This is a genomic window from Shewanella sp. SM23 (assembly GCF_025654295.1).
GTDB classification, from domain to species: domain Bacteria; phylum Pseudomonadota; class Gammaproteobacteria; order Enterobacterales; family Shewanellaceae; genus Shewanella; species Shewanella oncorhynchi.
Genome location: NZ_JAKKRM010000004.1, coordinates 334,112 through 360,911, shown reverse-complemented (window position 1 = coordinate 360,911; position 26,800 = coordinate 334,112). Strand labels below are relative to the sequence as shown.

Here is a 26,800-nt window from a genome sequence, read left to right as displayed (position 1 = left end):
CATTGGCACATCGAGAACCTGCAACACTGGGTGCTTGACGTCACTTTTAGGGAAGACTGTTCAAGGATTGGTGACCGTGAAAACGCGAAGAAGATGGCGCTATTTCGTCGTATCGTGCTGAACCTTTTAGAGCAACATCCGCTAAAAGCCAGCAAACCAACCAAGATGAGAAAGGCTGCATGGAATGGCGATTTTAGGAGCGAGATTTTCTTTGGTTAAGAGATTTAACAAAGCTTAATCCCGCCCTGGGTTAAGGGACTAGCTGTTGTAAATATAGGCTCATATTAGTGAGTTCGCTGAATAGTTGCACGGATTATGCTCGTTAGAAAGCGCTTAAGCTAAAAATGCACACCATTGTCATCCTGAATCCTTGGCAATGGTGGTGTAATATCATCAGTATACGATTAATGATATTAAATATAATGTGTTTAAAAACAATGCATTGATGCTTTGCGTAGTCATTTTATTATGGGGTTTTATTGGCAACGGTTTAGTCGGCATTGCATTATCTGGGCGAGTTTATTAAGTCTATGTCGTAGGAGATTGTTTGCAGATTTCGACTTCTTTTATCAGTATCACTGCTATGATTTTGATTCAGTAACCTCGTCAAGTTGCGGGATGAGTGCCAATGCAAAAGTGGCTTAGGGTATTAACACGTTTCTACAGTTGGTTATTTTTTACTGCACGTCTGTTTCGTTTAGGGCTTTTTCTAACGCTAAGTTTATTAGCTTTACCTTTATTTGCTGCTCAAACATCTCCCGGATTAACCCAAGTATTAACGCCCACTACGGATTGGAAAAACTCCGCTTATATCACCCAAGCATTTAGTGAAGTCGCCCTAAAAAATGAGTATGACCTTGCTAAACATAGCGTGCGTAAGTGGCGCATACCGGTACGAGTGTTTATTGAGCATCAAGTGGGTGATAAGGCGCTGCACACTCAATTAGTGTTGATGCACTTAACACACTTAGGCCAGATCACCGGCCTCGATATTCAACGGGTGGATACGCTCTCTGAGGCGAATCTGCACTTAGTGTTTACCCGTCAATCCCTATGGGCAGGTGAGGTGATGCGCTTAATGGGACCGAGCTCGGCGAAAAATGTCCATGGCTCTGTGTGTATGGCAAAGTTTGCTCTCAATTCACGGCAAGAGATTGAACGTGCTTGGATTATTATTCCTGTAGATCAAGCCAAAATGCACGGTAAGTTAGTGGCTTGCGTAGTGGAAGAGATTACTCAAGTGCTTGGTTTACCCAATGATTCAGAGAAAGTATTTCCCTCCATCTTTAACGACAAAACCCCGCAGGACTTACTTACCGGACTCGATTTCATTTTGCTTAAATTACTCTATAGCCCAAGTATTAGCGCTGGAATGACGGCCGCAGAGGTCAAGCAGCCTTTGCAGATCTTGCTCGAACAATGGCTGCGCGATGGCACTATTGCTAACGCTGGCAAAACGGTACGTCAAGGTCAGTTGTACCCATTGTTAGGTTATTGATGACTAAGCATTACAGCTAAAGTTGACATTGCTCGCACGTGACTAATTAATCCTTTTTGTTTTAGGAATAAGGGCATAGTCTATCTTTATATGAGATAAACACCTTGGAGGGACACCATGCGAATGACATTGCAGTTTTTAGGGGCGACAGAGGAAGTGACGGGTTCGTGTCATTTGCTCTCGGTTGATCATGAACACTTATTGCTCGACTGTGGTTTGATCCAAGGCGGTAAATCTGATGAGTTGCGTAATCATGATCCCTTCGCATTTGATCCTGAGTCTATTTCTGCTGTCGTGCTTAGCCATGCCCATATCGATCACTCTGGGCGTTTACCACTTTTAGTCAAAGCGGGTTTTGATGGGCCTATCTACACCCATAAAGCCACGGCAGAGCTGTGCGCCATCATGCTCAAAGATGCGGCTATGCTGCAGACCCGCGATACCGAAAGAGTCAATAAAAAGCGTGCTAAACATGATCTTGAACCCCTAGAACCGCTATTCACCGTTGAAGATGCTGAACTCGCGATAACCCAATTTGTACCATTGGAATATGGTCAAGTGACTCGCGTTATTCCCCATGTGGATATTTGCCTCTCAGATGCAGGGCATATTTTAGGTTCCGCCTTAGTCGAGTTGTGGTTAGGTGAGGGCAAATCCCAGAAGAAAATAGTCTTCAGTGGCGATCTTGGCCGTGCAGGTATGCCGATTTTACGTAATCCTACCTTAGTGGATTCGGCAGATTTAGTCTTAATGGAAAGCACCTATGGCAATCGTTTTCACCGCAGTTGGACGGATACCTTAGCCGAATTGAAAGCCATTTTTGCTAAGACAGTCAACGAGAGCCAAGGCAATATATTGCTGCCCGCTTTTTCGGTTGGACGAGCACAGGAGTTATTATATCTATTTCATTTATATGCTAAAGAATGGGATCTCGGCCGTTGGAAAATCTGCCTAGACAGTCCGATGGCAATTGAGGCGACCCGCGTTTACGTTAATAATTATCCGCTGATGGATGAGGACTTTAAACGCTTTACCCGCCAACATCCTGGGCAGCATCCGCTGTTGTCAAATGTCGAATTTATCCAAACGACCGAAGAGTCGATAGCGCTGAACGACGTGCATAAAGGATTGATCATTATTGCGGGGAGTGGCATGTGTAACGGTGGTCGTATTCGTAGCCACTTAGAGCATAATCTATGGCGTCCAGAATGTGATGTGATTATTTGTGGTTATCAAGCGCTTGGAACACCAGGGCGCGCCCTCGTCGATGGCGCTGAAGAACTGTCTATTCATGGTAACAGCATTAAAGTCGCGGCTAAGTTACACACAGTGGGTGGACTTTCAGCCCATGCGGATCAAGCAGAGTTATTACGTTGGTATCACCATTTTGAAGGCCAGCCGCCGTTAATTTTAGTCCATGGAGAACCCGAGGCGCAGCATGGATTAGTCGATGTGATTAACCAAGATCCTCAGACTCAACCAAAGGCTATAGCAATCGCGACTCAGGGTGACCGATTGGATTTAAATGCGCTGCCGCAGTTAGTGTGGAAGCCTTAAAAGATTTGAAAGTGCAAGTTCAAAAGTTGGGTGGAAATGCCATTATCTTCTACACGTGTGGCAAAGCGAGCTCGCGATGAGTTGTATTTTGAATGTAATGGTGAAGGTTTTTCTATCGAAGATTAGCGTTTAGTTTTATAAAAAAGCTCACATAGTTGTGAGCTTTTTTATTTTAAATCAAGCAGGTTACTGTATTAGTCAGAGTTGTTGTCAAATTCAGTATCATCGAGTAACTCAAAGGTCGGGACGACATTCGGTACGTCTTTAAATAAGCGAGTGAAATGGCGCTGTACACCTTTCAAATCGATTCCTGCTAAACCTGATGCAAAACCAAACCAAGCATAAAGGCCACTAAAGTTATCAAACATAGGCGGTAGATATTTAGGCGTAGTCAGAATGCCCTCTTGGCAAGCTTGGTATAACACGGGGATATCTTCGATCGCCAATTTACCGAGGAATAGCATAGGGATGAGTTCAGGAAGGCCTGAGGTGATGGCGCTGCGGATAAAGTTAATGTTTTCCACATAACCACGCACATAGGAAATATCCTTAGTGAAGAAACTGCCGCCTTCCACCATGCCCCCACGGAAAACCCTTTGAGTGACACGGTAACTGTCTGTCGCACTTAGATTCAATCCTCTGAAATAATTGAATACCTCTATAAAGTCAGCACCATTTTCAGCCATATCGACCGCGGCAACACGGTCACTAATTCGCCGAGCCCGTCCTGGATTTGAGCTTAGCGTCAGCATTTCCAGTAAAACGGCTAGACCTTCTTGGGTTGCTGCTACGCGCGGAGAACCGACACTGAGCCAAGTGGCGTGGGGTTGAGCTCGGCCGTTTAGCGTTGTGCCGACATGCACCCAACCTTCGTGAACTTCATATACATTAAGATCCGATTCGCTGAACATTGCTTTGCTATTGAGCTTAACAGTGTCGCCACCGACTGCAGCGTCAGAGACGATACCGTCACTAAGGCGTACACGCATATCATCGCTATGAAAGTACTTTTCTAAACGTTGGCTGAGCACGTTAACCGCTTCTGGCGCGCTAATAATTTTAGGGTGGTGTTTATTCATGTGCCTCGCCGCGGGCAGCGAGAAAATGTAGCTGAGTTTATCGCCTAACTGGCGCAAGGTATGGCGATCGCCATGCAGTTTATGGCTAGCACTGCCGTACAATTCTTGGCTGAGCTTACCAAAGGTTGGCGTGCCTCTGTTCCCCAACATATCGATGACAAGGCGATACTGATCGACGTTTGCCACTAATATTTTGCCGAGTTTGTCTCGTTTACCCAAACGTCTATGGATGTCCTGCTTTAGGGAGGCTAGCTCAGCTTGGGTTTTAACAGGATCAAAAGGTAAAGCAATGTTTTGATAGAACTCTTGCTTGATAGCCGGAAGTACCGTGCCCTTATTGGATAGAAAACGCTCTTCCATTTCCCGCGGCCATTTAATGGCATCTAAGATTTTTATTGGCGTTTGAATGCGAATTAATTCATCGGAAAAACGGCGTAGATCTTGTTGATATTGGGCTAACGACTCAGACATTCCCGTATATCCTGCAGGTAATTTCAGCGAGAGAGATGTGGCTAATCATAGCCTTAAACCTCATTTATTCATATTGATTCGCAGGCTAGCTGAGAAATATACCGATTAAATAAATTAGCTGTTATCGATTTTGTGAATCATTTTGGTGCACTTGTTACAATTCTAGCGCTATGTCTATGGGACATAAATAAGTAACCATCTGTTTAATAATATTTTATTGATATGACATTAAAGCTGCTTTGTTCTTGATATAGAAATAGATTGATTGGAGCAAAGCATGACAGCGATGAGTTATTTGAGTGTGTTAAGGCTGAATGCTTGTTAATCAAAACTCAAGCCGACAAGAGTGGTAAAAATGACTGTGATGACGCGATTTTAAATCTGGAGGTTAGTGAGCTAAAGCAGAGTCACACCCAGCATTATTGGCTGGGTGAGATATTCGATTTTAGTGGGCCAAAACTCAGTGAGTTCGAAACAAATGATCACCGACTGAGATCATCATCCCATCATTTTGACCACTAGATAGCGAGATAGAATTGGCTAGAAAAAATCGTCATCTCCTAATGCACGTTTTAACTCCGCCCGCTCGAGGTAGTCTTCTAAACGCTTTTTGACTTCGCGTCTATGCTGCATTGCCTCGGCGGCTTTGCTGTTTCTTGGTGTGGTCATTGCCTCAAGTTCAGTATCGTTGGGCACGACTTCAGTAATATGAGCCATAACGAATTCCTCTTGTTGTTCCTAACGACTTTCTAACTAAAAAGAGTATGGTAGAAAAGCAAATAATTTTGTGAGTTAGGGTGAAAAATTCTTCCCGTGAGTCGGATGATTCAGCTTACCGCTGTTTTGCGTAGGCACTAGACTGCAATTGAATATTTGATTAATTTAGTTTTTGCTTATTTTGTGATTAAGAGCACGGTATCGTCATAGATATATTCGCGTTAATTCCGAGTTAAATAGTAGGATAAACTTGAATTTAGTCATAATTACAACAACACTTGTACCTGTGTTTGTTGTTAATCGTTTGCTAGGGAATTGGCTTACATGGACAAGGATCAGTTTTCTAAATCACTCCCCCCATCTAATAATATCTACTTTAGCGTGCTGAGCTCTAGCTGGCTGATGATAGTGGCTGCCTTACTTTTCATGGGGATCTCTTGGTATGTGCTTGAGCAATATCTTAGGGATAGAGGTGAAGAGCGTTTCGAAAATAGCGTTCAAGAATTAACAGAAGCCGTGAATCGCAGAATGCTTGCCTATGAGCAAGTCTTACGTGGTGGCGTTGGCTTATTATTATCCTCGAGTAATGTGACACGTCAGGAATGGCAAACTTATGTCATCAATGCTCATTTATCTGAGTATTACCCAGGTTTTCAAGGTTTTGGCTATGCTCAGTTACTTCAACCTGAAGCATTAAGTGCGCACATCCAACAAGTTCAAGCTGAAGGTTTTAAAGACTATAAAGTTTACCCAGAAGGAACGCGTGATCAGTATTGCGTGATTGTGTACTTAGAACCCTTTGATTGGCGTAATCAAAGAGCCTTGGGTTATGACATGTGCTCCGAGTCTAATCGATATAAAGCCATCACTCGCGCTATTACCACTGGACTGCCGACAGTTTCTGGCAAAGTCGTATTAGTTCAAGATACTTCTGATGATGCGAAAGCGGGCTTTTTAATGTATTTACCGCTTTATCAAGGCACCACAACAACAGAGGCTGAGCGTAAACAGCACGTGTTTGGACTTGTGTATGCAGCGTTTAGGATGGATGACCTCATGCAAGGGATTATGGGGGAGCGATTCTCAGGCTTGAAACTTGCCATTTATGAAAGTCCGCAGGCAAGCGCTGACAGTCTAATGTTTACCAGCAGCAAAGTGGCCCCGAATGAGCAGGATGTGTTTTATCACTCACAGACTGACTTAGTTGGAGGGCAGTTGTGGCGCTTAGACATTTCATCACAATCGCGTTTTATCTCGAGAGCGGAACAGACCCAAGGTATGTGGCTCCAATTTATCGGTTGTGGTTTTATTTTGGCATTGTTTTACTCAGTGTTAATTATGGCGCGTAATCGATATAAGGAGTCTTTACTGACTTCAGAGTTAATTGCTAACGAAAAACGCTTTAGATTAGTAATTGAAGCCTCTCCAAGTGCGCTATTTATGGTGGATAAATCTGGATTTATTACTTTAGTGAATACCCATGCTGAACGTTTGTTCGGCTATACCAGAGACGAGTTACTCGGTCGTTCCATCAATATGTTATTGCCCGAAACCCTAAGGGATGCTCATCAGCAGCACATGAGTAACTATTTAGTGCAGCCTATTGCGAAAAATATGTCGATGCGGGATGACCTGTTTGGCTGTTGCAAAGATGGTAGTCGACTCGCAATTGAAGTGGGGTTAACGCCTATTCATTTTAGTAATGGCATTTCTATTCTCGCGACAATTAACAATGTCTCTGAACGTAAACGCATTGAAGTTCAGCGTGCAGAACATATGCTTGAGCTTGAGCGTATCAATCAAGAATTAGACAGGTTCGCCTATATTGCTTCCCATGATTTGAAATCCCCCTTACGTGGTATCGAGCAGCTAACCTCTTGGTTATCAGAGGATTTAGTCGATAACACCAATGAAAATGTACAGAAATACCTAGGGCTTATCCAAAGTCGTATTCATCGAATGGTGTTATTACTCGATGGACTATTGATGTTTTCTCGGATTGGTCGTGTCGATACCGAAACTACTGAAGTGAAAAGTCGGCAACTGGTTGAAGACATGTTTGCGCTCGTCGCGCCGCCACAGGGATTTGAATTAGTCCTAAAAGGTGAATTTCCAAATTTTTATACCGTAAGGCCATTGTTGGAATTAGTTATACGAAATTTAATCAGTAACGCCATAAAACACCATGACTTAGGTACAGGTGTGATTACGGTTTCATGTGAGGCGGTTGATCAGCAGTATCGATTCAGTGTGATAGATGATGGTCCGGGGATATCAAGCTCATATCATGAAAAAGTCTTCGAGATGTTTCAAACACTTAAACCAAGGGATGAAGTTGAAGGCAGTGGTTTAGGCTTATCACTTGTGAGGAAAACGGTTGAAAGTTTAGGTGGAGAGATTCAGCTTAAATCGCAGGGCCGAGGTTGTTGTTTTTGCTTTAGTTGGCCTAAGCAAATAGTGAAAAAGGAGCTTCTATGAGCGCAGCAAATCACTATCAACAGGTCACCATTTTATTGGTTGATGACGATGACGTGGATTACATGGCCGTGCAGCGGGCGATGAGACAATTGAGGTTACTCAATCCCTTAGTGCGTGCTCGAGATGGGATCGAAGCATTAACTATTCTAACGAGTTTAGACACGATCAAAGGTCCGTATCTTATTTTGCTCGATCTTAATATGCCAAGAATGAATGGGTTTGAGTTCCTTGAGCGAATACGTTCAGATCCTTCTCTTTCTTCGTCTGTCGTTTTTATGCTCACCACGTCGAGTACCGATGAAGATAGGATGAAAGCCTATAGCCATCATGTGGCTGGTTACATGGTTAAAACTGATATGAAAGACGGTTTTAACAATATTTTTAATATGCTTGAAGGTTATTGGCGAATAGTGGAGCTCCCATCCGCATAAGGTGAGTATATGGATTTACTACTGATCGATGATGATGAAGTTGATAGAACTGCGATCATCCGAGCACTCAGACAGTCAAAGTTGACTTTTAATGTGGTCGAAGCAAATTGTGCATTTGATGGTTTAAATCTCGCATTAGAACGTCATTTTGACGGTATTCTATTGGATTATTTATTACCCGATGCTAATGGCTTAGAAGTGTTGATCAAGCTCAATGCCATGACGCAAGACCAGACTGTAGTCGTTATGCTGAGTCGCTATGAAGATGAGAAACTGGCTCAGCGCTGTATTGAACTAGGCGCGCAGGACTTCTTGCTTAAAGATGAGGTCAACTCGCGGATACTAACCCGTGCAATTCGTTATGCGAAACAAAGATCTTCAATGGCGTTGGCGTTACGTAATAGTCACCAAAAACTAAAAGAGCTAGCTGAACACGATTCGTTGACTAAGCTGGTTAATCGCTATGGTTTTGAACTTTGTCTTAATCGAGCGATAGCAAGGGCCAAACGTTGTCACGACTATTTAGCCGTTATCTTACTCGATTTAGATGATTTTAAAGCGATCAATGACACTCTAGGCCATCAGACGGGGGATATTCTTTTAGTTAAAGTAGCCGCTCGATTAAGTGAAGTACTACGAGATGGCGACATTATTGCCCGTTTAGGTGGGGACGAATTTGTCGTGCTAGTCACTGATAATGATTATAAATATTTCCCTATGATTGTGGCTAATCGATTGTTAAAAGTGTTTGAGGACGTGTTTTGTCTCGGTGATAACGATGTGCTTATTGGTGCCAGTATCGGCGTGGCTTTTTATAATGAAGCGGCTTCGAATAGTTCTGAGCTGATGAAATGTGTCGATATCGCTATGTATCGCGCTAAAAAAATGGGCCGAAACCAGATTCAGTTTTACTCAGAAGCTTTAGATAAAGAGGTGCGTTACCGTAATCATATCGAGTCGAGTTTGCGTACTGCCTTAAAAAGAAATGAATTTAAGGTTCATTATCAAGCGCAAGTGAATGCGAAAACCCATCAGCTGGTGGGGATGGAAGCCCTTATCCGATGGCAGCATCCTGTAGACGGCATTATCACCCCAGATCAATTTTTACCCATAGCCGAAGAGATCGGATTAATGGAGGACATTGATGACTGGGTACTTGAGCAAGCCTGTACACAGGCATTGAGTTGGCTAACCCAATTACAGCCAACAGGGAAAGAATTCACCATTGCCGTTAACCTGTCTGCATCGCAAATTGGAAATGAGAACCTGTTTGATAAAATAGCGAATACGCTGACTAAGACAGGACTTCCTGCTGTAGCATTAGAGCTTGAAATTACTGAGAATTGCCTTATTGAAGATCCCCATGAACATGCCAAAATGCTCGATAGAATCGCAGAGTTAGGGGTGCGTTTTGCCCTTGATGATTTTGGGACGGGTTTTTCGTCCTTAGAACATATCAAATTGTTTCCCATTAGCGTGCTGAAAATCGATAAAAGCTTTGTCGCTTCCTATGATAAGGATGATAAAGACACTCGTTTGCTCGCTGCATTACTTAACTTCGCCCATGGGTTTAATGTCATATCAGTAGCTGAGGGCGTTGAAACGATTGAGCAGGCTGAGTTTTGCACTTCTCGCCATTGTACTGTATTACAAGGTTATTTGTTTTCTCGTCCCTTAGATGCAACGGAGTTTGAGGCTAAGTATATTCTGCCGCTGTTAACTTAAACCGAGTTCCGAGTGTGATAGGTCTTGAAGTATTTCATTAGCATAATGATTTCGTCTGGTGAGGAATATTTTCTTGCTTTACACTGAGCAATAGACAAATATCAGCCCCTTTTTCTGTCGCTGTGCTTTTGGTGCCGCAGAACGGTTTATTCACTCATGCTTAAGTTGGTCACTCAGCAATGAAAATAGGTATTTTATCCCAATTCCCCCAGTTGTATTCAACACAACGCTTAGTCGCGGCTTGCCAAAGTCGTGGACATGAAGCGGTCGTGATCAATACGCTGAATTGCTACATGAATATTAATTCTATTAAACCTAGCATTCATTATGAAGGTACTGAATTAGTTGGGTTTGATGCCATCATTCCGCGTATTCATGCTAGCGTGACTTTTTATGGTTGTGCCGTTGTACGTCAGTTTGAAATGATGGGTGTATATGCCGCGAATGATTCAATCTCCATTGCGCGTTCGCGGGACAAATTGCGGGCACTGCAACTACTTTCCCGCAAAGGGATTGGCATGCCAGTGACGGGTTTTGCCAATAAGCCAAATGATATCCCAGATCTCATCAATATGGTGGGCGGCGCTCCGTTAGTCATTAAATTACTCGAAGGCACTCAAGGGATTGGTGTCGTACTCGCTGAAACTAAAACGGCTGCTGAGAGCGTGATTGAAGCATTCTTGGGGCTCAAAGCGAATATCTTAGTACAGGAATACATTAAAGAATCCAATGGTAGTGATATTCGTTGTTTTGTTGTCGGTGACAAGGTTGTTGCTTCGATGAAGCGTCAAGGTCCCGAGGGCGATTTCCGCTCTAATCTGCATTTAGGTGGTTGTGGTGAGGTGGTAAAAATCACCTCTGTTGAGCGTAAAATGGCTATTGCCGCTGTGAAGGCGATGGGATTGGTTGTCGCGGGAGTCGATATTTTACGTTCTAACCGTGGCCCACTGATCCTTGAGGTTAATTCGGCGCCAGGCATTGAAGGGATTGAGCAAACAACAGGGATTTCAGTGACTGAGCCCATTGTTGAGTATATCGAGAAAATGGTTGCGGCCCGTAAAACAAACCGGTCAATTATTGCCTAATTGGTGATAGTGATAAAATGACGCCACTTTTTAAGGTGGCGTTTTGTTATGCTTAGAGCCTATAGATCAAAACTGTAGGAATATCCGAGTACTAGTTTGGCATCATCATCGGTGAGATCGGTATCTGAGACCATAAATGACACTGTGCCTATGCTGGTATCTGCACTGAGAGTCACGTTATAGTCGGCATAATTATCTTCGCCAAACCAAGATTGGACGACATCACCGTTTGAGTAACCATAGTGCACTGATAAACTCAGCTTTTCAGTGAGAGGAACGGATACCGTCGCGGCAAGATAACTGAGATCTTTATTATCTAAAGGATCGGCGGCCAGATCGTCACCGGCATTGATGACTTGGGAGTAAGCAAGTTCGAGCCATTTCCACGTGACAGCAGCATGGAGCTCACCAAAATCAATACTGCCTGGTGCGTCTGGATAGGCGTAGTAGAGATAGCCAAAGTCGTAGCTGATGTCTTCGGTAATACTGCCGCCATAACCCGCATATAGATCAAGCTCGTAGCTAGTATCATCACCAAAATCCACATTCGATGCCCAAGTTCCCGCATAAAATCCAGAATCGTGGCTGTAGTCAAGGCCACCTTGGATTGCGACTGCATCTTTAGTTTGGGTCGCACCGCGCCATAGGTAATTAGAGGTACCGCCAATGTTGCCTGATACGGCTGCAAAGGCGTTGCCTGCCAGTAACATTCCCGTCGATAAGGCCAAAACGCTGTACAGTGATTTCTTCATGCTCATCCCCTCGATTGACTTATTTATCGATTCACCATTGGCACACTCAAAGTCAGCTGTGTTCATTAGTGCATCTTGGTTTTTTCTAAGGAAGGATTTGCTAATCACATGCCACTATTACAATGCCATGTAAAACAAGGTATTAGAACTCGCAATGTTAATTAAATGTTTTTATTTGCCAGTTTGTGGGGCAGAGGCGCACTTTTGTTGTGCAAAAAATATTCAGTGCTTCACTGGGATTGGGCAAAAAAAACGCCTCACAATGGAGGCGTTGTATTGAATTTTATAACTTAGTTTACGCTGTCACGTAGGGTTTTACCCGCTTTAAACTTAGGCACTGTCGCTTCAGCAATTTGAATTTCTTTACCCGTTTGTGGGTTACGGCCAGTGCGAGCGGCACGAGTCGCTGTTTCAAAAGAACCGAAACCTACGATGGAGATTTTGTCACCATTTTTCATTGATTCGGTAATAGCTGCTTCAAAAGACTTCAATGCGCGTGCTGCTTCTACTTTCGTTAGATCGGCATTTTCTGCAATTTTGGCGATTAGTTCAGTTTTGTTCATTTTTATTGTCTCTTCTTTCCGTAGATTTATTTGAAATAAGCGTGCCTAACATGCCATAAGGTTTAACACTTGGAAAGCCTTTTGCGTCTAGCGTGCAGCAAGATGTTCAGTAAAGCGCAGAATATTTACTCAGTTCGTGACTTAAGTTTTATTCTGGTTTTATTCTTCTAACAGTTGATAGAGTAATTTTTTAACAAGTTTGGGTTCAAAGGGTTTGTCACATAAGGCATTTACACCCGCTTGGGATACATTGCTGAGGTGGGTATCGTTGGCTTCGGAAGACACCATCAAGATGGGAATGTGTGATTGTTGGCTTTCATTGCGGATAAATTGTGTCAAAGCTAGCCCATCTACACTCGGCATATTGTAATCAGTGATCACTAAGTCGAACATATTGTGTTTCATTAACGCTATGGCTTGCGCGCCATCCTCGGCCTCGGTAATTAGCTTCATCCCTAAGTTACCAATCGTACGTTTAATGACGTTTCTTGCCATACGGCTATCATCGACCACTAATACACGCACATCTTGTACATCGAAATTACTCAGGTCGAGTTCATCGTGGCTGAGTAAATCAATCGTGGCATTCAATGCTGTACCTAAATGGTCGGCACTGAAGGGTTTAGGTAGAATCGCTACTACACCCGATTGGCGGAATATTTCAAGTTGCTCACGGCGGCACTCACTCGAGACCAGCATAAATTGGATATCTTTGCAGTCAGCGTTGGCCCTTAAGTAGCCCAAGAGATCGATGGCAGTGCCATCATCGAAATGCATGGCGCTCGCAATAAGGTCAGGTTTATGGCGAGCAATAATATCTTTAGCCGCTTCTATGTTTTCTGCGGTTTGAATGCTGAGAATGCCTTCTTGTTGTAAGCGCTGAATAATAATTCGACGCTGTGTCTCTGAAGGTTCTACCAAAAGAATGGAAAGTTCGCTGGGCGATAAATGGCTCATAGTCTACTTCAAGTTAAAAGTCGTAAGTATTTTACTGGGTCGCTAAGCTACGCTGTTGATAACAGCTTAGCAACAAAGTCCATTACTGAGTTTGGCGGGTCAAATAGTGTCTCGTGACCTTAGAAAATGCGATCCAATACTGCACGAGTAAAATAACAATAATGCTCACTGTGAGTGGCAACATAGGAATGTTGTGGCCAGAAACAACTACTTTTACATCCTCAGGGGTAATGCGATAGGCAATAATTGCTGTAATCCCCAGTGCCGAGAATCCTAAGGTTTGCATGCCAATATAAATCTTCAACACTAAGCTAGACCACGGCGCCCGTATGAGTATGCCAACGAGCACGGGGAGGACACCTAGGGTGAATACATCAAGGGATTGAGTCATCACAGTACGCCAAAGTGCAGCAATGCTGAAGAGGCAATATAACGTGATCAGTAGTATAAGACGTTTAGGCATAGATTGAAGTGCACACCAGTAGCAAAGAAGATGAGCAAGTGTAGGAAATGCCCTAATCCGAGTCCAGTATAACCGTAATATCGTGTAGAATATGCCTTTTTACTAGAGGCTCTAAATAGGTGACGTTTATGACAGAAGTTGAGTTTTGGGGTTTAGTCACGCGAACGGAAGCGGCGCAATCACAGGAGTCTTTGACTCAAGCACTGAAGCAGAAACTTGCCGAATTGAGTAATGAAGAGTTAAAAGCTTTCGATAAAATCTTTGGTCAGCAGATGCGCCGTAGTTATTTGTGGTCTGTTTGGGGGGCGGCCTACATTATTACGGGCTGTGATTCTGAATATGCTTTTGCCGAGTTTAGGTGTTTTTTGATTTCACTTGGTAAAGAAATTTTCGAAGGTGTGGTTAATCAGCCTGACGCCCTAGCACGTTTAGTCGCTTGGCCAGAGCGAGATGCCTATGCTTACCCTTTTGTAGATGAATACGACCTTATCGCAGGGCAATTATACGAAGATAGAACCGGTGAGGAACTGCCCTTTATGCCATCGGGCAAGGCGACGCCCGTGGGTAAAAAATTTAGCACTAAGCCCAAGGATTTAAAGCTGCAATACCCTGAACTGAGTGCCCGTTTTCCATTTTAATCTTGGCAATACCTTACGAGCGTAAGCAAGCGTTGGTAGTGACATCGAAGGTCATGCCATATTTAGGGCAGATGTCGCTCATAAACTCATGTTCTTGCGTGGTTAATTGTTGACTAAAATCTTGCTTAAGCTGCTCTGTCATTTGATGTTCAGCCGCATTTTGCGCCTGAGCCAATTTACTCAAATGAACAGTAACAGCTTGTTGCTGGCTGATGGTCAATGGTGCAGCTTGGCTTGAAAGGCTGATACTCGTTCCAATTGTCAGCAGTGCCAATAAAGCGAGTTTTCGTGAATATGGATTGAATAGATAAGCCGTTTTTAGGTTCATAGGTAAGCTCCAAGTTAAAAATTACGTTTAACACGTTAGTTCTAAATCGTGCATCCTTAGACGGTAAAGAAAACGAGTTGTACTGTGAGGAGCTGAGTTTATTGTATAAATATTGAACCTATGCTGAATGGTTAGTTAGTGCTCATTCTTCATTTCTTCGCATTGAAATCCTTGCTTACGAGTATCGAACTGGCACATAGATCCACATTCCCAAGGCACATTGTCGTAGAAGGCAGATTGTTCGCGTGCAAAATCGCGGCAGGTATTATAGCTGTCAAAGTTATCGGTTTTTTTATATTTTCCTGAATCATAGCCATGGTTGTAGATAAAGGCTGACCAAGTTTTAGGGCCAGTATTTTTGTCACTCGGGGAGATAAACCAAATCGCACTTACGACGCAGGTAAACAGGATAAGAATGAACACAGGTACAACAGGGAATTTCATTTTTTATTAAGTGGGCAATGTAAACAATAGCGGAAGGATAACGCTTTTTTTGTCGTTATGCGCGTGAAATGTTCACAAATTGATAACCATGCACTTACTTGGTGCAATTCCGATACAAAAAGATACGTATTGGTTGTGGTGGTTAAATAATATTTACTTAATTATACAAAAGCTTACGGAACATTTGCTGTACTTATATCCGTTTTGCGTTAAGCTCTAGTTCAGGTTAGATTTTGTACTGTGGTTCTCAGAAAGTTATCTAGGCCTTGGAGGCAAACATGAAAATTCAGTCCCTTTTACTCGCAGGTGTATTAAGTTGCAGTGCGGCTTGGGCGGCCGATGAAGCGCCTGTGGATCCCGTCACCGAAGATGGTGTGGTTAAAATTGTTTGGCAAAGTCCTAAAGATTATCGCGATATAAAATCATCAGGGGAGCTCCAATCCCGTTATGAGAAGCGCTTATTTGAGACCTTAACTGAAAACATCAATAAAGAAGCCGCGAAGATTTTAAAACCAAATCAAAAGCTTGAAATGACCATTACCGATGTTGATCTTGCGGGTGATATGCGTCCAACATTTGGTGCGACCGCCAATGATTTACGCATTATCAAGGACATTTATCCGCCGCGTATGACTTTTTCTTATCAAGTCATGGAAAACGATAAAGTGATTATCGCGGGTGATGAAAAACTGTCGAATATGGGGTTCATGGATGGGATCCAATCTTTAAATGATAAGCCTTTTATGTATGAAACCAAAATGTTAACCGAGTGGTTAAAGAAGACGATTGCACCACAACTTTAATGACTCATATCGGTCGCTAATGCTGAGGATTTAAGCTGTTTAGCTATGCCGTTAGTGCCTGAGTGTCAATAATTAGATGATTTTCTAACAGGTAAAATCCGTTATTTGCGGATTTTGCCTGTTTTTTTGCCCTAGCACTTAAGGTCGATAGACTATGTTCATGGGCGTTAAAGGTGAGTGCTGGTGGTAAAATGCCTACACACAGACTGATCAATTGATGGTAACAGGCTTCACCTTTTCTATCGTCGGCGAGCATTTCTTGGGCCAGCCAGTGCTCGGCGCTATAAAACAAATGCTTATGGGTTTCAAAATCCGCTAGAATTCGCTGGCAACGGCTGATCATATGCTCACAGGTGCTGATAATGACAAAGTCATCGCCGCCGACATGGCCAACAAAGCAATTGTCGCTTTTATACTTCAGTAACAGATTCGCCACTTCACAAATCACTTCATCGCCACGGCAAAATCCATAAATATCGTTATAGGGCTTAAAGTTACACAGATCAAAATAGGCTAGATAAAAATGTTTCTTTTGGATCTTAAGGCGTTTTAATTCCTCTTGAATGGGCACATTACCCGGCAAGTCTGTAAGAGGATTCGCATGGCGCGCCATCTTAATTCTGTGCTCTGTGATCCTTTGTAGCAAATCCTTGGTATGGCCTATGCCGAGTAGTTTACCACGGCGAAGGATAATGAACTGTTGTGCTACCGTATTAGCACTCTCTGAGGTCAGTAATTGACTTACGGTGGATAACGGTTCGTTGGCCTCAATCTGGATAACTTGCGGGTCCATCACTTCACTCACAGCATGATTTTCATGTAAGGCGCGACCATAGGGTGTGCTGAAGAGTTCAAGTAAGGTCGCGCGGCTGATAATACCGAGTGGCAACAGGTTATCTACCACTACAACCGCCTGTAATGCAGGTTGCGAGATAAAGGTGTCACTTAAAAATTTGAGTTTAAGCGTGGGCGCTACGGTAATGGCGCTCGTGCACAGGCTCTCGGCCGATTCGCTGTATCTAGGTTGAATTTGAGTATTGCTCGGCACTAAGGTTGCTTTCATCGCGCGGCAGGGGAGTACTTCTGGACGACCGAGTAAGTAGCCTTGGCAATAGACGATACCCAGTTGTTTGAGTACGGCTAATTCCTCTTGCGTTTCAATTCCTTCGGCTATCACTTTGCAGGTTAAGCTTTGGCATAACTCCACAATCGAGCGGACAAATTCCTGTTTGACGGGAGTCGAATCAATCTGATGGATAAAGTGACGGTCGATTTTGACATAGTCGGGTGACAATTCTGACCAGAGTCTCAGACCCGAATAACCTGCACCTAAGTCATCGATCGCCGTTAAAAAACCTTGGCTACGATAGTGATTCAAGCAGGATTTGAGTAAATCGATATCATCGGCGGGATATTGCTCTGACAGTTCAATCACAACCTGTGATGGCGCTATGCCAAGTTGTTGCAACAGTTGTAAGGTCATGCCCTTGGGGTGGGCGGGATCTAATAATGCCTTGGGCGAGATATTGATAAACAGCTTGCCTTGAAACTGACGCAACTTAAATTGCTCGAGTGAAATACGGCGACAAAGGGTTTCTAGCTCGCTTAATTTACCTTGATGTTCGGCGGTCTGAAATAGCGGGACTGGGGAGTATAACGGGCTGTGTTCAGGGCCACGGCTTAACGCCTCAAAACCATGAATTTTATGTTCTAATATATTGAAAATTGGCTGAAATAAGGGACTGATTGCCGCTTTAGAGATTATTTTATCGAGCTCTTTAGCCAGATCTAAACTTGTCATTACGTCAGCCCCTTCGTCTATGTGAGCGGAGTCTATGACTTAGAAATGACAAAATGATGACAGTTTTGGGGAAGCTTAGTGCTATCTATCCGTGTTGGTGGGCTTGATTAGATATACCATGGAAAGAGCTGAAATCTAAGGTGAGTTTCAGCTCCTAATCTCGGTTTAGCTTTGCTTCTTAAAGGCCTGCAATGTTTGCAGTAATGCGCCTAACTGACGCACATAGGTTTCGAGTTCTTTAGGATCGAGCGTTTGATGTTCTTCCATGCGAGTTAAGTCATCGACCAACTCTTGCACATAGGGCAGAAAGCGATTACTCGAAGCGATAAAACCTTGTTCTGCCGTGAATATGCTGGTGAAGTTTCCATGGCCAGCTTTCTTTAGCTCATCTAACTTAGCGTCGGCGTCTATGGCTTGGCGATAGGCGATTTGAAGATTTTCTTTCAGTTGCTCTATAACCTTGGTATGTGGCATAACAGCGTCTCATTGCAAAATTTGCAGGAATTATAAGGGGCAAAGGATATGGCAACAAGCCAATGGCGACTAATTGCATCAATCAGTTTTCTGGCGTTAGCGGGTTTGAGCACAAAAGTGGTGGGTGCAGAAACCGATAAACCACCATTTTATGAAGTGCAATGGCAAGGCAAGAGCGCGTATTTACTGGGTTCGATTCATATTGGACGTGCCGACTTTTATCCTTTACCCACCCAAATTGAAACCGCGTTGGGTAAAGCTAAGGGCTTAGTCGTAGAAGTCGATATCAATAAAGTCGATAGCACAGCCTTACTGCAACAATACGGCCGCGCCGATAAAACTAAAGGTTTAGATTGGCAGAGCCGAGATAAGCAAACGGTCGAGAGCATGACGCCCTATTGCGCGGCCACGGCAAATGTTTGTCAGTCGATACAATCTTTTGCACCTTGGCTGCAGGCTACTCAAGTTAACTTATTGCGTTATAACGACTTAGGTTACAGCACGGATTATGGCGTTGATATGCAGTTGATGGCTCGATATGCGACTTTGCCTGTGTATCCGTTGGAAACCGCCGAGTCACAATTTCAATTGTTAGCGTCTTTTAATAGCCAAGAGCAGTGGTCTATGGTGCGTGAGGCGATTAGCGCATCGGATGCGGAGCTTTTATCGTTAATAACGGCTTGGCGTTCAGGTAATGAAACTGAGCTTGATGCCATAATGCAGGAGCAAATGGGCGGCGAGGGCGACACTAAAATGCTAGAGAAAATCCTCTGGCAGCGAAACCATGTGATGGCCGATGGCATTATAAAATTAATGGGCTCGACTGACGTGACTTCACCTTTGTTTGTGGTGGTTGGTGCTGGCCATGTGGTGGGGGATAAAAGCGTGGTGCAATTGCTAGAGCAAGCAGGCGCCAAAGTGAGCGCCTGCTGGAAACAGACTTGTCAGTAATCGTTTAGGCAGCGCGTTTGTAACGACGCGCGTTCACACTGCAAAGCTTTGCCCTAAAAAGTGCACATATCGGCCGAGGGAAATATAGGGTTCGCGTTGCGAGTACTCCAGCTCCATTTGTAGCAGCTTGTGATAGTCGAAATCCGCGGGCTGACTCTTTTTCAAATAGTCGTGGATTACACGCACGCCAGACTGGCTGATGAGCGACATTCGCCACTCGCTAAACCAATCTTTAACTTCTTGAATATAAAGCGGATGAGTGGGAGTTAGTCGCACTTTCTTCTTCACTTTTAAATCAGCGGCGACGTAATCGAAATTGCCCGACACTAAAGCATGAAAGCGCATGGCTTCTTTGTTGTAAAACATCAAAGAGAATAATCCGCCGGGTTTTAGCATAGTAAGTAAATCCGCTACAGTTGGCTTAGCATCCGTTAACCATTCGACGACTGCATGACACAGTATGATATCGAAATAGCCATGGTTATCGACCGATAATGCTTGGATAGGCGCATGGATAAGCTGGATAGCTAATGGTTCAGGTGAGGCATCAATTTGTTCTTTGGCTTGAGCCAGCATCTCAGCAGAGATATCGCAGAGTACAACTTCGTGGCCGAGGCGCGCTAATCTTTGGCTAAAGTAACCAAAACCACCGCCCGCATCTAATACTCTGAGTTTTTTATCCCCCAGTTTTGCCAGCGCGGGGACGAGGTCGCGCCATAGCACAGCGGCACGAATTTCGCCCTTGGGCGTACCATAGATGTTTTTCGCAAATTTTTGCGCGAGCTTATCAAAATTCTTATCTTGCACGTGATAACTAGGTTAAAGAGAGTGGAACGATAGTGTGGCACAGTCGTAAATTTTTCGCACTCTGGAGATGTTATTGCCGAGTTGAGATGGATAAATTTGCATCGTTAATTTTTAATCTATTGATTTTATTAGTAGTAATTATTCCTACTAAACTTAGGGATACACAGAACTCAGTGCTCTGGGTTATAATCACGCCGTTTTCGCCAAACCTGACTCTATATACCCAAGCGACCTGAAGATACGAGTTTCAGAGCGCCTAGGGTGCTTCAATTCAAGGCGCATCAATGACAGAATGTCGGCCACCTTTTGAATTGATGCAACACGGAAGTGAAGTGCCCTAGGCGCTCCGTCCCGGCGGGTTTTAACGCACTTTATGCTGTGTTGGTTATTTTGAACTTAGTCCACTAGGTCCGCAAATAACCGCAATCGCCATGGATGGCGTGAATGCCATTTATGCAGGAGCAATAAAGGGCCTTGCCTAAAGTGCGTTAAATTCCCGCTGAATCCTGCATTTTCAGGTTGTTTGGGTATAGTTGTCCATTCGGAGAGTCAGCATCAGCCCTTATTAAGACGCAGCACTGCCTGTTTTACACTCGTTATCAGCTTGATGGATCAGACGTTACTCGTCTGTGCGGGGTAATTTATGGCAATGTATTTTTGTGCCAAGGGATAGTTAATTAAAAGGTACTCAGACTTGAATAATGCATATTGTGTTGAATTGAACGCGATGCCGTCGCTGTTTTCTCTTTATCGCAAGATCTTCTTTGGCCGTAAGCCTGGTTGGGATCAACAGCCGTTGCCCCAAATCAAGGTGACCGCGCCGCATGTGACTGTGTCTGAAGCTAAAGTAAGCCAATATGCGCAGGTGTGTGGTTTTCAATTTGACGGTAAAGTTTTACCGCCAACCTATCTCTACGTGATGGCGTTTCGCCTGCATGCGGTGATCTTTACCCACGATGGGATCACTTTCCCACTGCTTGGGATGATCCACCTTAAGAACCGCATTCAAGTGTATCGGCCTGTGACGGTGGACGAGACTTTCTCCCTCGAGTGCGCCTTGACCACGAGCCGCGAGACGGATTCTGGCTTAGAGTTTGAATTTGTGTCTAAGGCGTTTGTCGGTGAAGAACTCGTCTGGGAATCGTTATCCACCTATTTATATCGTATCGATGTTGCTGGGCGTCGCGTTCGCCCACCTAAAGCCATTGATATGGCATGGGAAACACCACAAAGCTGGAGTTTGAGTGAAGATTTAGGTCGTCGTTATGCTAAGGCGTCTGGCGACTATAACTTGATCCATCTGCATCCCGTGCTTTCAAAGCGTTTTGGCTTTGATCGAGTGCTCGCCCATGGCATGTGGTCTAAGGCCCGTTGTTTAGCCGAACTGATGCCAAGTATTGGCGATCGTCCATTCACAGTGGACGTGACCTTTAAGCTGCCACTCTTGATGCCTGCCGATGTTGGATTTGGCTATGAGCAGAATGCTAATAATATAGTATTTGAATTACGTGACAGCAAAGGCCGTCGACCTCATTTAAGTGGCGATGTGCAGTTTTAAGCCGCACTCAATAATACATACAACAACGGCGCCTTCTGGCGCCGTTGTTGTTTATGGTTGTTGCTTTTGAGAAACAAAAATCAAGGTACGCTGTGACCCATAGATGCCTGCCAGATACTGAACCATTGCTGGCGATCGAGCTGGATCTCATTTGAGGCAACGGCACTCTTTATCCGCTCGGACGCAGGACAGATTATTTGATGCAGATTAAGGAATTGCTCATTAACCCTTTCGACGGCTATATATCTTAAAGCCAATCACCTAATATCCGCCCTATTCAATGAGTGTTGTTAGTTGAACTCTCATACTAAACCAGAGTGTATCTGAAAGGGAGAAACCGACGCATGCTGACAGATATGGATATTTCGAATCGCGCTAGCCTAAAAGACATTAATGAACTGGGCGTCGACTTAGGTCTATTACCCGAAGAGATGATGCAATTTGGTCACACTAAAGCCAAGGTCGAGCTCAGTGTGTTGCAGCGTTTGGCTGGGCAGCGCAAAGGCAAATTGATTATCGTCACCGCAGTCACGCCTACGCCCCACGGTGAAGGTAAAACAGTGACGAGCATTGGCTTAACGCAATCGTTAAATGCCATAGGCAAAAAGGCCTGTGCCTGTATTCGCCAGCCCAGCATGGGGCCTGTATTTGGGGTAAAAGGTGGCGCTGCGGGTGGCGGTTATGCGCAAGTGGTACCCATGCAGGAGATGAATTTGCATCTCACGGGTGATATTCATGCTGTGAGCAGTGCCCACAATTTAGGGGCTGCGGCGATTGCGGCGCGGCTATTTCATGAAGCGCGCTTAGGTAAGGCGGAATTTGAGGCGCAATCTGGGCAAGCGTTTTTAGATATCGATCCCAATGAGATTCGTTGGCACCGAGTGGTCGATCACAACGATCGCTGTCTTAGGCAAATCCAGGTGGGCTTAGGCGATAATAATGGCCCAGAGTACGCCTCCAGTTTTGATATCACCGCCGCCTCAGAGTTAATGGCGATTTTAGCCTTAAGTCATAATTTGGCGGATATGCGGGCGCGGATCGGTCGTTTAGTGCTGGCGTTAAATACCCAAGGGCAAGTGATTACCGCCGAAGACTTCGGTGTCGCTGGTGCGATGACGGCCATCATGGCGGATGCGATAAAGCCGACGTTAATGCAGACTTTAAATGGTTCACCTTGCCTGATCCATGCGGGACCCTTTGCCAATATTGCCCACGGTAATTCATCCATTATTGCAGATGATATTGCCCTCAGACTGGCGGATTTTGTGGTGACTGAAGCTGGTTTTGGATCAGATATGGGCTTTGAAAAGTTCTGTAATATCAAAGTGCGTCAATCGGGTCAGGTGCCCGCTGCCGCTGTGCTTGTCACTACTTTAAAAGCGCTGAAGGCCAATAGTGGTTTGGTGTCTGAGTCAGATATCAATACCCCAGATCAGGCTCGACTCGCAGCGGGCTTTGCAAATTTAAACTGGCATATCAACAATGTGGCTCGCTATGGCATTCCGGTGGTGGTTGCCATTAACCGTTTCGCCACTGACACTGATGCCGAGTTGCAATGGCTAACTGCGGCTGTTAACGCGAGCAGCGCCTTTGGCTGTGAGGTCAGCGATGCTTTTAGCCAAGGGGAGGCGGGCGCTGTCGCCTTAGCGCAGACTGTGGTTCGCGCCGCTGAAACCGAGAGTCAGTTCAAGCTGTTATATTCAGATGAAGCCTCATTGGAGGCTAAGTTATCCACCTTAGCCGAAGTGGGGTATGGCGCAGCGGGCGTTAGCCTTTCTATCGAGGCCAAACAACAGGCGCAGCAGCTGACCGTATTAGGTTATGAATATTTGCCCCTGTGTATGGCCAAAACGCCGTTATCAATTAGTCACGATCCTAGCTTAAAGGGCGTTCCTCAGGACTTTGAGATCCCAGTGCGGGGTTTAGTCTTGCATGCTGGTGCGGGGTTTATTACCGTCTTGGTGGGGAATGTGATGACTATGCCAGGACTTGGGCTAAAACCGGGTTACTTAAAAATTGATATTGATGCGCAAGGTGAGATAGTCGGCTTAGGCTAACACTTGATGCAGAGATTTATAGGCCAGAAATAAAAATAAGGGCGAGCTCATTGCAACGCCCTTCTTCTCTCGTTTAACGCTGGTTTAAAGCGGTGATTTCGTAGTTTGATAGATATGCACATCACGCTGTGGGAAGGGAATACTGATCCCTTCGGCGTCAAAGCGCATTTTCACTTCGCGGGTAATGTCCCAATACACTTCCCAGTAATCTTCCGGTTTTGCCCAAGGGCGAACGATAAAGTCGACCGAAGATTCGCTCAATAGATGTAGTTTAATCGTCGGTTCTGGCAATGGTTGTACCTTAGGATGCGCTTCGACGATAGACTTGAGAATCGCTTCAGCCTGTTCGATGCTGTCGCTATAACTGATCCCAAAGGTCATATCGACTCGACGTTGATGCTCAGCTGTGATGTTGTTAATTGTGTCACCCCAAATCTTATTATTAGGAATAATAAGACGTTGGTTATCCATGGTTTTAATCGTGGTGGAGACAAGGCTCATGTGACTGACGCGTCCGGTGACGCCTGCGGCGTTGATCAAATCGCCCACATCATAGGGACGGTAAATTAAGATCATCATGCCTGAGGCGAAATTCGACAGGGTATCTTGCAGGGCAAAACCAATAATAACACCCGCGATACCAAAGCCTGCGAGCAGGGGACCAAGTTCGATCCCAAGCTGTGAAAGGGCGATTAACAGCCCGATAGTAAAGACGGCTTTACCTGATAGCGAGGTGAAGAAGTCTTGTAATAACTTACTTAAATTCAACTTAGAATTGCTAACGGTATTTTTCACTATCTGTTTGGCTAACTTGCCAGCGAGACCCGCAATAAACAAGATCAAACAGAAAACAAATAACTTAAACACGACGGTTGGGCCGTGATTAATCGCTTGTTCTTGTGCCGTATTTAGCCACTGCTCAACGAGACTTGATGCCACATCAAAGTTCAACACATCTTGAGTGATATCACCTGAAACACTAAAGAGTGTCTTTTTCAGCGCGGCGGTATCATGGCCTAAGGCGTCGAGTAGGCTGATGTCGATATTTAAGCTCTGACTATTTTGTGCTAAGCGTTCCTTTAGCATCATTACGTGGCTGGTTTGCGCCGAAGTGACATCTTTACCTGCATTGGTTGCGGTATCGATTGCTGCTTGTAGTTGCTGCTGGGTATAAGTCACTAAACTTTCTAGCGTATCGGCACGAGCTACTAAAATTTGCATCAGTGATTTTTGTGCTTCGCTAATATCTTGGCCAACTTGTTCGAGCCAAGTGAGCGTCTCGAGTTGTTGCTTGTAATAGGTGTCTTTTTCTAATTCGCGCTTTGATATTTCCAGCAGAGTCGCATCATCTGTGCTCGAACCTAATTGCTGTTCCAATTTACTAATGTTGTCATCGATATAAGCATCAATTTGTTGGATGTAGTTAAGTTGTCCTTGGATTAATGGTTGCAGAAAAGCGTTGTCGATTGGTGTTGCTTCGAGCAGATCTTTAATCTTATTACGTAACTGTAAGGTTTTGTTTTGAATTCGATATTCAACAATTGTCTTCAATTCGCCTTTGGCATTTTTTAGTTTACGTATATCCGTATCGATAGCCTGTTGCAGCATTGCCAGTTCTGTCTTGAGCGTTACAGGAGTGCTGGATGGGCTTTCGGTTGCAGCGACAGGTTCAGTTTGCGCTTGGGATGAAAGGCTCAGTAGTGGTATTAGCAGGGCAAACACGAGAGCGAGGTAGCGGTGCATAGGAGTGATCTTAAGTAGAAATATGTCTGAGTATGATAGATGTTGCCGGATTTACTGTAAAATATCTGCGAGTGAAATAGCCCTTGGAATTAAACTTTTTGGGAAGGGTTGATTTGAGCTTAACCTTGAGTGCGGTGCTTTATCTGCTTTTTCCGACATTTTGGGTATTTACAGGCCGAACTCTAGTCGGTATCTGGTAAACTTGCGCATCGTTATTTAGGAATCGTGTTTTCATGTTGTGTTCCCATTGTAATCAGTACATCAAGGTCAGTGACATTAGCCAGCAAAGAGGCAAAGGTTTCGACGCTCAAGTGCGTTGCCCCCATTGTGCGGCTTGGTTAGGCCGCAGCCCAACATTGGCTAAACTCAAGTTATTAGGATTTTATTTGAGTGTGTTTACGGCGGGATACAGTTACTTTGATGCCTCTGTGCGGTATTTTGCGATCCCTGTAATGATTTTTTCGTTGATGTTGTTGTTTGTGAGCCATTTTATGGATCAAGTCATTACCATTGAAGCGCCCGAGCAAGTCGATGATAGCGATCAAAGACAGAAGTATCGTTAGGCTAATAAGTGGATTCGTTATGGATAGGAAAATCGGCGGTATAATTTTCCAGAGACGAACATCATTTGAGCGCCTTTAGTCGGCGCTCAAAATGCAACTAAGAGGGTTTAAGGGGTGAACTTCAGCCGCGCTTAATGAGTCTTTGTTTACTGCACGACTTGTTCTTGGCTCGTTAAGGAGTGCTCAACGTAATAAATACCACCAAATATCACCGCGCTGAAGATGACTATCCCTAAGATAAGCCCTAAGTTTTCACGAAAAAATGCTAGCATAATAGTTGCCTTTAGGTGGATAAAACGGAGCCATATCGAGCTTGATTTCGTCATTGTGCTCGCAGACATAAAAACTAAATACACTATAGTTACACTCACTTAAGCTAATCTTAAATGCGTTTTTTTACCTGTGTCCTGGCAAGATCCTACCGCCATTGAAACAAGACGTTATTGGTAAGACTGGGTACCTCAAATATCTTGTAACCTTTTGCAAAGCGATTACCTTATTGCAACTTGCTATGGCACTGACATAGACTTATGCAACTTTTTAACTATGGGGACGACTGAGTGAGACTTAAAAGTCACATTAGACGCACAATTTCGATATGGCTTGCTGCCGTACTGATATTGCTGTCTCTTGCTGCCTCAGCCCATAGTGTGACCCATCTTGATGATGGCGCTAAGACTCACTGTACCCTGTGCTTCCATCAGCACCAACTCAACAAGATTTTATTGACCCATCCGCTGACGCTGAATTTAGCTATACAGCATTTCGATGTGGTCGAATTTATTTTACCTTCCTCTATTTTTGAACACGTCAGTGTTTATCGCAGTCGTGCGCCTCCCTTCGCTCTCTAAATCAAC

26 protein-coding genes and 2 pseudogenes are annotated in these 26,800 nt (G+C 44.3%); 14 read left to right on the top strand and 14 right to left on the bottom strand.

Features of this window, described 5'->3' with window-relative positions:
* The 3 genes and pseudogenes from L5L98_RS08060 to L5L98_RS08050 form a co-directional block, all read left to right on the top strand.
* A pseudogene (locus L5L98_RS08060) lies at positions 1-219 on the top strand (ISAs1 family transposase); the annotation flags it as partial.
* 409 nt (positions 220-628) lie between these two features.
* A complete protein-coding gene (locus L5L98_RS08055; protein ID WP_198571979.1) occupies positions 629-1,498 on the top strand; it encodes a DUF2927 domain-containing protein in 870 nt (289 codons plus the stop codon).
* Positions 1,499-1,615: 117 nt separating this feature from the next.
* Positions 1,616-3,055, top strand: a complete 1,440-nt coding sequence (locus tag L5L98_RS08050; protein ID WP_263139877.1) for an MBL fold metallo-hydrolase RNA specificity domain-containing protein — start codon at positions 1,616-1,618, stop codon at positions 3,053-3,055.
* 194 nt (positions 3,056-3,249) lie between these two features.
* On the opposite strand, the gene L5L98_RS08045 is transcribed toward L5L98_RS08050, so the two are convergent.
* Positions 3,250-4,605 (bottom strand): flavohemoglobin expression-modulating QEGLA motif protein, encoded by a 1,356-nt coding sequence (locus tag L5L98_RS08045; RefSeq protein WP_105250320.1) that lies wholly within the window; start codon positions 4,603-4,605, stop codon positions 3,250-3,252.
* Between the two features lie 540 nt (positions 4,606-5,145).
* On the bottom strand, positions 5,146-5,322 hold the full coding sequence (locus tag L5L98_RS08040) for a PA3496 family putative envelope integrity protein (RefSeq protein ID WP_006079984.1): 177 nt from the start codon (positions 5,320-5,322) through the stop codon (positions 5,146-5,148).
* 324 nt (positions 5,323-5,646) lie between these two features.
* On the opposite strand from L5L98_RS08040, the gene L5L98_RS08035 reads away from it, so the two are divergent.
* The 4 genes from L5L98_RS08035 (at position 5,647) to rimK (ending at position 11,041) form a co-directional block, all read left to right on the top strand.
* The gene (locus L5L98_RS08035) at positions 5,647-7,800 is read left to right on the top strand and encodes a CHASE domain-containing protein (protein ID WP_173496253.1); all 2,154 of its coding nucleotides are present in this window, start codon (positions 5,647-5,649) and stop codon (positions 7,798-7,800) included.
* A complete protein-coding gene (locus L5L98_RS08030; RefSeq protein WP_105250317.1) occupies positions 7,797-8,231 on the top strand; it encodes a response regulator in 435 nt (144 codons plus the stop codon). Before L5L98_RS08035 ends, L5L98_RS08030 begins: the two co-directional genes overlap by 4 nt.
* Positions 8,232-8,240: 9 nt before the next feature.
* The gene (locus L5L98_RS08025) at positions 8,241-9,956 is read left to right on the top strand and encodes a putative bifunctional diguanylate cyclase/phosphodiesterase (protein WP_263139869.1); all 1,716 of its coding nucleotides are present in this window, start codon (positions 8,241-8,243) and stop codon (positions 9,954-9,956) included.
* Positions 9,957-10,135: 179 nt separating this feature from the next.
* Positions 10,136-11,041, top strand: a complete 906-nt coding sequence (gene rimK, locus L5L98_RS08020) for a 30S ribosomal protein S6--L-glutamate ligase (RefSeq protein WP_113939182.1) — start codon at positions 10,136-10,138, stop codon at positions 11,039-11,041.
* Positions 11,042-11,100: 59 nt separating this feature from the next.
* Here the strand turns inward: rimK and L5L98_RS08015 are convergent, their stop codons facing one another.
* From L5L98_RS08015 to L5L98_RS08000, 4 genes are all read right to left on the bottom strand, one after another.
* Positions 11,101-11,793 carry a TorF family putative porin gene (locus L5L98_RS08015; RefSeq protein ID WP_105250314.1) on the bottom strand — a complete coding sequence of 231 codons (693 nt, stop codon included), beginning with the start codon at positions 11,791-11,793 and terminating at the stop codon, positions 11,101-11,103.
* 290 nt (positions 11,794-12,083) lie between these two features.
* On the bottom strand, positions 12,084-12,356 hold the full coding sequence (locus tag L5L98_RS08010; protein WP_006079990.1) for an HU family DNA-binding protein: 273 nt from the start codon (positions 12,354-12,356) through the stop codon (positions 12,084-12,086).
* Positions 12,357-12,515: 159 nt separating this feature from the next.
* Positions 12,516-13,313: a response regulator gene (locus L5L98_RS08005; protein ID WP_105250312.1), complete on the bottom strand. Its 798-nt coding sequence runs from the start codon at positions 13,311-13,313 to the stop codon at positions 12,516-12,518.
* An 82-nt stretch (positions 13,314-13,395) separates the two neighbouring features.
* Positions 13,396-13,776, bottom strand: a complete 381-nt coding sequence (locus tag L5L98_RS08000) for a hypothetical protein (RefSeq protein WP_105250311.1) — start codon at positions 13,774-13,776, stop codon at positions 13,396-13,398.
* Between the two features lie 128 nt (positions 13,777-13,904).
* Between L5L98_RS08000 and L5L98_RS07995 the strand changes: the two genes are divergently transcribed.
* Positions 13,905-14,414, top strand: coding sequence for a DUF4240 domain-containing protein (locus L5L98_RS07995; protein WP_263139852.1), 510 nt, complete (start codon positions 13,905-13,907; stop codon positions 14,412-14,414).
* Positions 14,415-14,427: 13 nt separating this feature from the next.
* On the opposite strand, the gene L5L98_RS07990 is transcribed toward L5L98_RS07995, so the two are convergent.
* Positions 14,428-14,742 (bottom strand): hypothetical protein, encoded by a 315-nt coding sequence (locus L5L98_RS07990; protein WP_263139850.1) that lies wholly within the window; start codon positions 14,740-14,742, stop codon positions 14,428-14,430.
* Between the two features lie 135 nt (positions 14,743-14,877).
* Positions 14,878-15,186 carry a hypothetical protein gene (locus tag L5L98_RS07985; RefSeq protein WP_105250308.1) on the bottom strand — a complete coding sequence of 103 codons (309 nt, stop codon included), beginning with the start codon at positions 15,184-15,186 and terminating at the stop codon, positions 14,878-14,880.
* Between the two features lie 278 nt (positions 15,187-15,464).
* Here L5L98_RS07985 and L5L98_RS07980 point away from each other — a divergent pair, with 278 nt between their 5' ends.
* Positions 15,465-15,989, top strand: coding sequence for a DUF3016 domain-containing protein (locus tag L5L98_RS07980; protein ID WP_131523944.1), 525 nt, complete (start codon positions 15,465-15,467; stop codon positions 15,987-15,989).
* Between the two features lie 43 nt (positions 15,990-16,032).
* Here the strand turns inward: L5L98_RS07980 and L5L98_RS07975 are convergent, their stop codons facing one another.
* Positions 16,033-17,790 carry a GGDEF domain-containing protein gene (locus L5L98_RS07975; RefSeq protein ID WP_263139846.1) on the bottom strand — a complete coding sequence of 586 codons (1,758 nt, stop codon included), beginning with the start codon at positions 17,788-17,790 and terminating at the stop codon, positions 16,033-16,035.
* Positions 17,791-17,955: 165 nt separating this feature from the next.
* Positions 17,956-18,264, bottom strand: coding sequence for a prephenate dehydrogenase (locus tag L5L98_RS07970; RefSeq protein ID WP_105250305.1), 309 nt, complete (start codon positions 18,262-18,264; stop codon positions 17,956-17,958).
* A gap of 48 nt (positions 18,265-18,312) precedes the next feature.
* Between L5L98_RS07970 and L5L98_RS07965 the strand changes: the two genes are divergently transcribed.
* Positions 18,313-19,215, top strand: a complete 903-nt coding sequence (locus tag L5L98_RS07965; RefSeq protein WP_263139843.1) for a TraB/GumN family protein — start codon at positions 18,313-18,315, stop codon at positions 19,213-19,215.
* Positions 19,216-19,248: 33 nt separating this feature from the next.
* Here L5L98_RS07965 and L5L98_RS07960 read toward each other — a convergent pair whose 3' ends face one another.
* On the bottom strand, positions 19,249-20,022 hold the full coding sequence (locus tag L5L98_RS07960; protein ID WP_263139841.1) for a methyltransferase domain-containing protein: 774 nt from the start codon (positions 20,020-20,022) through the stop codon (positions 19,249-19,251).
* A gap of 727 nt (positions 20,023-20,749) precedes the next feature.
* On the opposite strand from L5L98_RS07960, the gene L5L98_RS07955 reads away from it, so the two are divergent.
* Positions 20,750-21,580 (top strand): MaoC/PaaZ C-terminal domain-containing protein, encoded by an 831-nt coding sequence (locus L5L98_RS07955; protein WP_263139887.1) that lies wholly within the window; start codon positions 20,750-20,752, stop codon positions 21,578-21,580.
* A gap of 80 nt (positions 21,581-21,660) precedes the next feature.
* Here the strand turns inward: L5L98_RS07955 and L5L98_RS22445 are convergent.
* Positions 21,661-21,759, bottom strand: a pseudogene (locus tag L5L98_RS22445) (oxidoreductase); the annotation flags it as partial.
* A gap of 165 nt (positions 21,760-21,924) precedes the next feature.
* Between L5L98_RS22445 and L5L98_RS07950 the strand changes: the two are divergent.
* A complete protein-coding gene (locus L5L98_RS07950; protein WP_263139839.1) occupies positions 21,925-23,637 on the top strand; it encodes a formate--tetrahydrofolate ligase in 1,713 nt (570 codons plus the stop codon).
* Between the two features lie 84 nt (positions 23,638-23,721).
* Here the strand turns inward: L5L98_RS07950 and L5L98_RS07945 are convergent, their stop codons facing one another.
* Positions 23,722-25,380: a mechanosensitive ion channel family protein gene (locus tag L5L98_RS07945; protein WP_263139836.1), complete on the bottom strand. Its 1,659-nt coding sequence runs from the start codon at positions 25,378-25,380 to the stop codon at positions 23,722-23,724.
* Between the two features lie 233 nt (positions 25,381-25,613).
* Between L5L98_RS07945 and L5L98_RS07940 the strand changes: the two genes are divergently transcribed.
* Complete coding sequence (locus L5L98_RS07940) at positions 25,614-25,943, top strand: hypothetical protein (RefSeq protein ID WP_113939169.1); 330 nt, start codon at positions 25,614-25,616, stop codon at positions 25,941-25,943.
* A gap of 146 nt (positions 25,944-26,089) precedes the next feature.
* Here L5L98_RS07940 and L5L98_RS07935 read toward each other — a convergent pair whose 3' ends face one another.
* Positions 26,090-26,215, bottom strand: a complete 126-nt coding sequence (locus L5L98_RS07935) for a hypothetical protein (RefSeq protein WP_105250299.1) — start codon at positions 26,213-26,215, stop codon at positions 26,090-26,092.
* Positions 26,216-26,503: 288 nt separating this feature from the next.
* On the opposite strand from L5L98_RS07935, the gene L5L98_RS07930 reads away from it, so the two are divergent.
* Positions 26,504-26,794, top strand: a complete 291-nt coding sequence (locus L5L98_RS07930; protein ID WP_168827349.1) for an ABC-type zinc uptake system zinc chaperone — start codon at positions 26,504-26,506, stop codon at positions 26,792-26,794.
* Positions 26,795-26,800 lie beyond the last annotated feature (6 nt).

Coding starts and splice junctions, on each gene's coding strand:
- L5L98_RS07975 (WP_263139846.1), bottom strand. CDS start 17,790: ATGACAAGTTTAGATCTGGCTAAAGAGCTCGATAAAATAATCTCTAAA.
- L5L98_RS07980 (WP_131523944.1), top strand. CDS start 15,465: ATGAAAATTCAGTCCCTTTTACTCGCAGGTGTATTAAGTTGCAGTGCG.
- L5L98_RS08050 (WP_263139877.1), top strand. CDS start 1,616: ATGCGAATGACATTGCAGTTTTTAGGGGCGACAGAGGAAGTGACGGGT.
- L5L98_RS08005 (WP_105250312.1), bottom strand. CDS start 13,313: ATGAGCCATTTATCGCCCAGCGAACTTTCCATTCTTTTGGTAGAACCT.
- L5L98_RS08040 (WP_006079984.1), bottom strand. CDS start 5,322: ATGGCTCATATTACTGAAGTCGTGCCCAACGATACTGAACTTGAGGCA.
- L5L98_RS07985 (WP_105250308.1), bottom strand. CDS start 15,186: ATGAAATTCCCTGTTGTACCTGTGTTCATTCTTATCCTGTTTACCTGC.
- L5L98_RS08010 (WP_006079990.1), bottom strand. CDS start 12,356: ATGAACAAAACTGAACTAATCGCCAAAATTGCAGAAAATGCCGATCTA.
- L5L98_RS07940 (WP_113939169.1), top strand. CDS start 25,614: ATGTTGTGTTCCCATTGTAATCAGTACATCAAGGTCAGTGACATTAGC.
- L5L98_RS07955 (WP_263139887.1), top strand. CDS start 20,750: ATGCCGTCGCTGTTTTCTCTTTATCGCAAGATCTTCTTTGGCCGTAAG.
- L5L98_RS07990 (WP_263139850.1), bottom strand. CDS start 14,742: ATGAACCTAAAAACGGCTTATCTATTCAATCCATATTCACGAAAACTC.
- L5L98_RS08035 (WP_173496253.1), top strand. CDS start 5,647: ATGGACAAGGATCAGTTTTCTAAATCACTCCCCCCATCTAATAATATC.
- L5L98_RS08025 (WP_263139869.1), top strand. CDS start 8,241: ATGGATTTACTACTGATCGATGATGATGAAGTTGATAGAACTGCGATC.
- L5L98_RS08000 (WP_105250311.1), bottom strand. CDS start 13,776: ATGCCTAAACGTCTTATACTACTGATCACGTTATATTGCCTCTTCAGC.
- L5L98_RS08055 (WP_198571979.1), top strand. CDS start 629: ATGCAAAAGTGGCTTAGGGTATTAACACGTTTCTACAGTTGGTTATTT.
- L5L98_RS07935 (WP_105250299.1), bottom strand. CDS start 26,215: ATGCTAGCATTTTTTCGTGAAAACTTAGGGCTTATCTTAGGGATAGTC.
- L5L98_RS08015 (WP_105250314.1), bottom strand. CDS start 11,793: ATGAAGAAATCACTGTACAGCGTTTTGGCCTTATCGACGGGAATGTTA.
- L5L98_RS07995 (WP_263139852.1), top strand. CDS start 13,905: ATGACAGAAGTTGAGTTTTGGGGTTTAGTCACGCGAACGGAAGCGGCG.
- L5L98_RS07945 (WP_263139836.1), bottom strand. CDS start 25,380: ATGCACCGCTACCTCGCTCTCGTGTTTGCCCTGCTAATACCACTACTG.
- L5L98_RS08030 (WP_105250317.1), top strand. CDS start 7,797: ATGAGCGCAGCAAATCACTATCAACAGGTCACCATTTTATTGGTTGAT.
- rimK (WP_113939182.1), top strand. CDS start 10,136: ATGAAAATAGGTATTTTATCCCAATTCCCCCAGTTGTATTCAACACAA.
- L5L98_RS08045 (WP_105250320.1), bottom strand. CDS start 4,605: ATGTCTGAGTCGTTAGCCCAATATCAACAAGATCTACGCCGTTTTTCC.
- L5L98_RS07950 (WP_263139839.1), top strand. CDS start 21,925: ATGCTGACAGATATGGATATTTCGAATCGCGCTAGCCTAAAAGACATT.
- L5L98_RS07970 (WP_105250305.1), bottom strand. CDS start 18,264: ATGCCACATACCAAGGTTATAGAGCAACTGAAAGAAAATCTTCAAATC.
- L5L98_RS07965 (WP_263139843.1), top strand. CDS start 18,313: ATGGCAACAAGCCAATGGCGACTAATTGCATCAATCAGTTTTCTGGCG.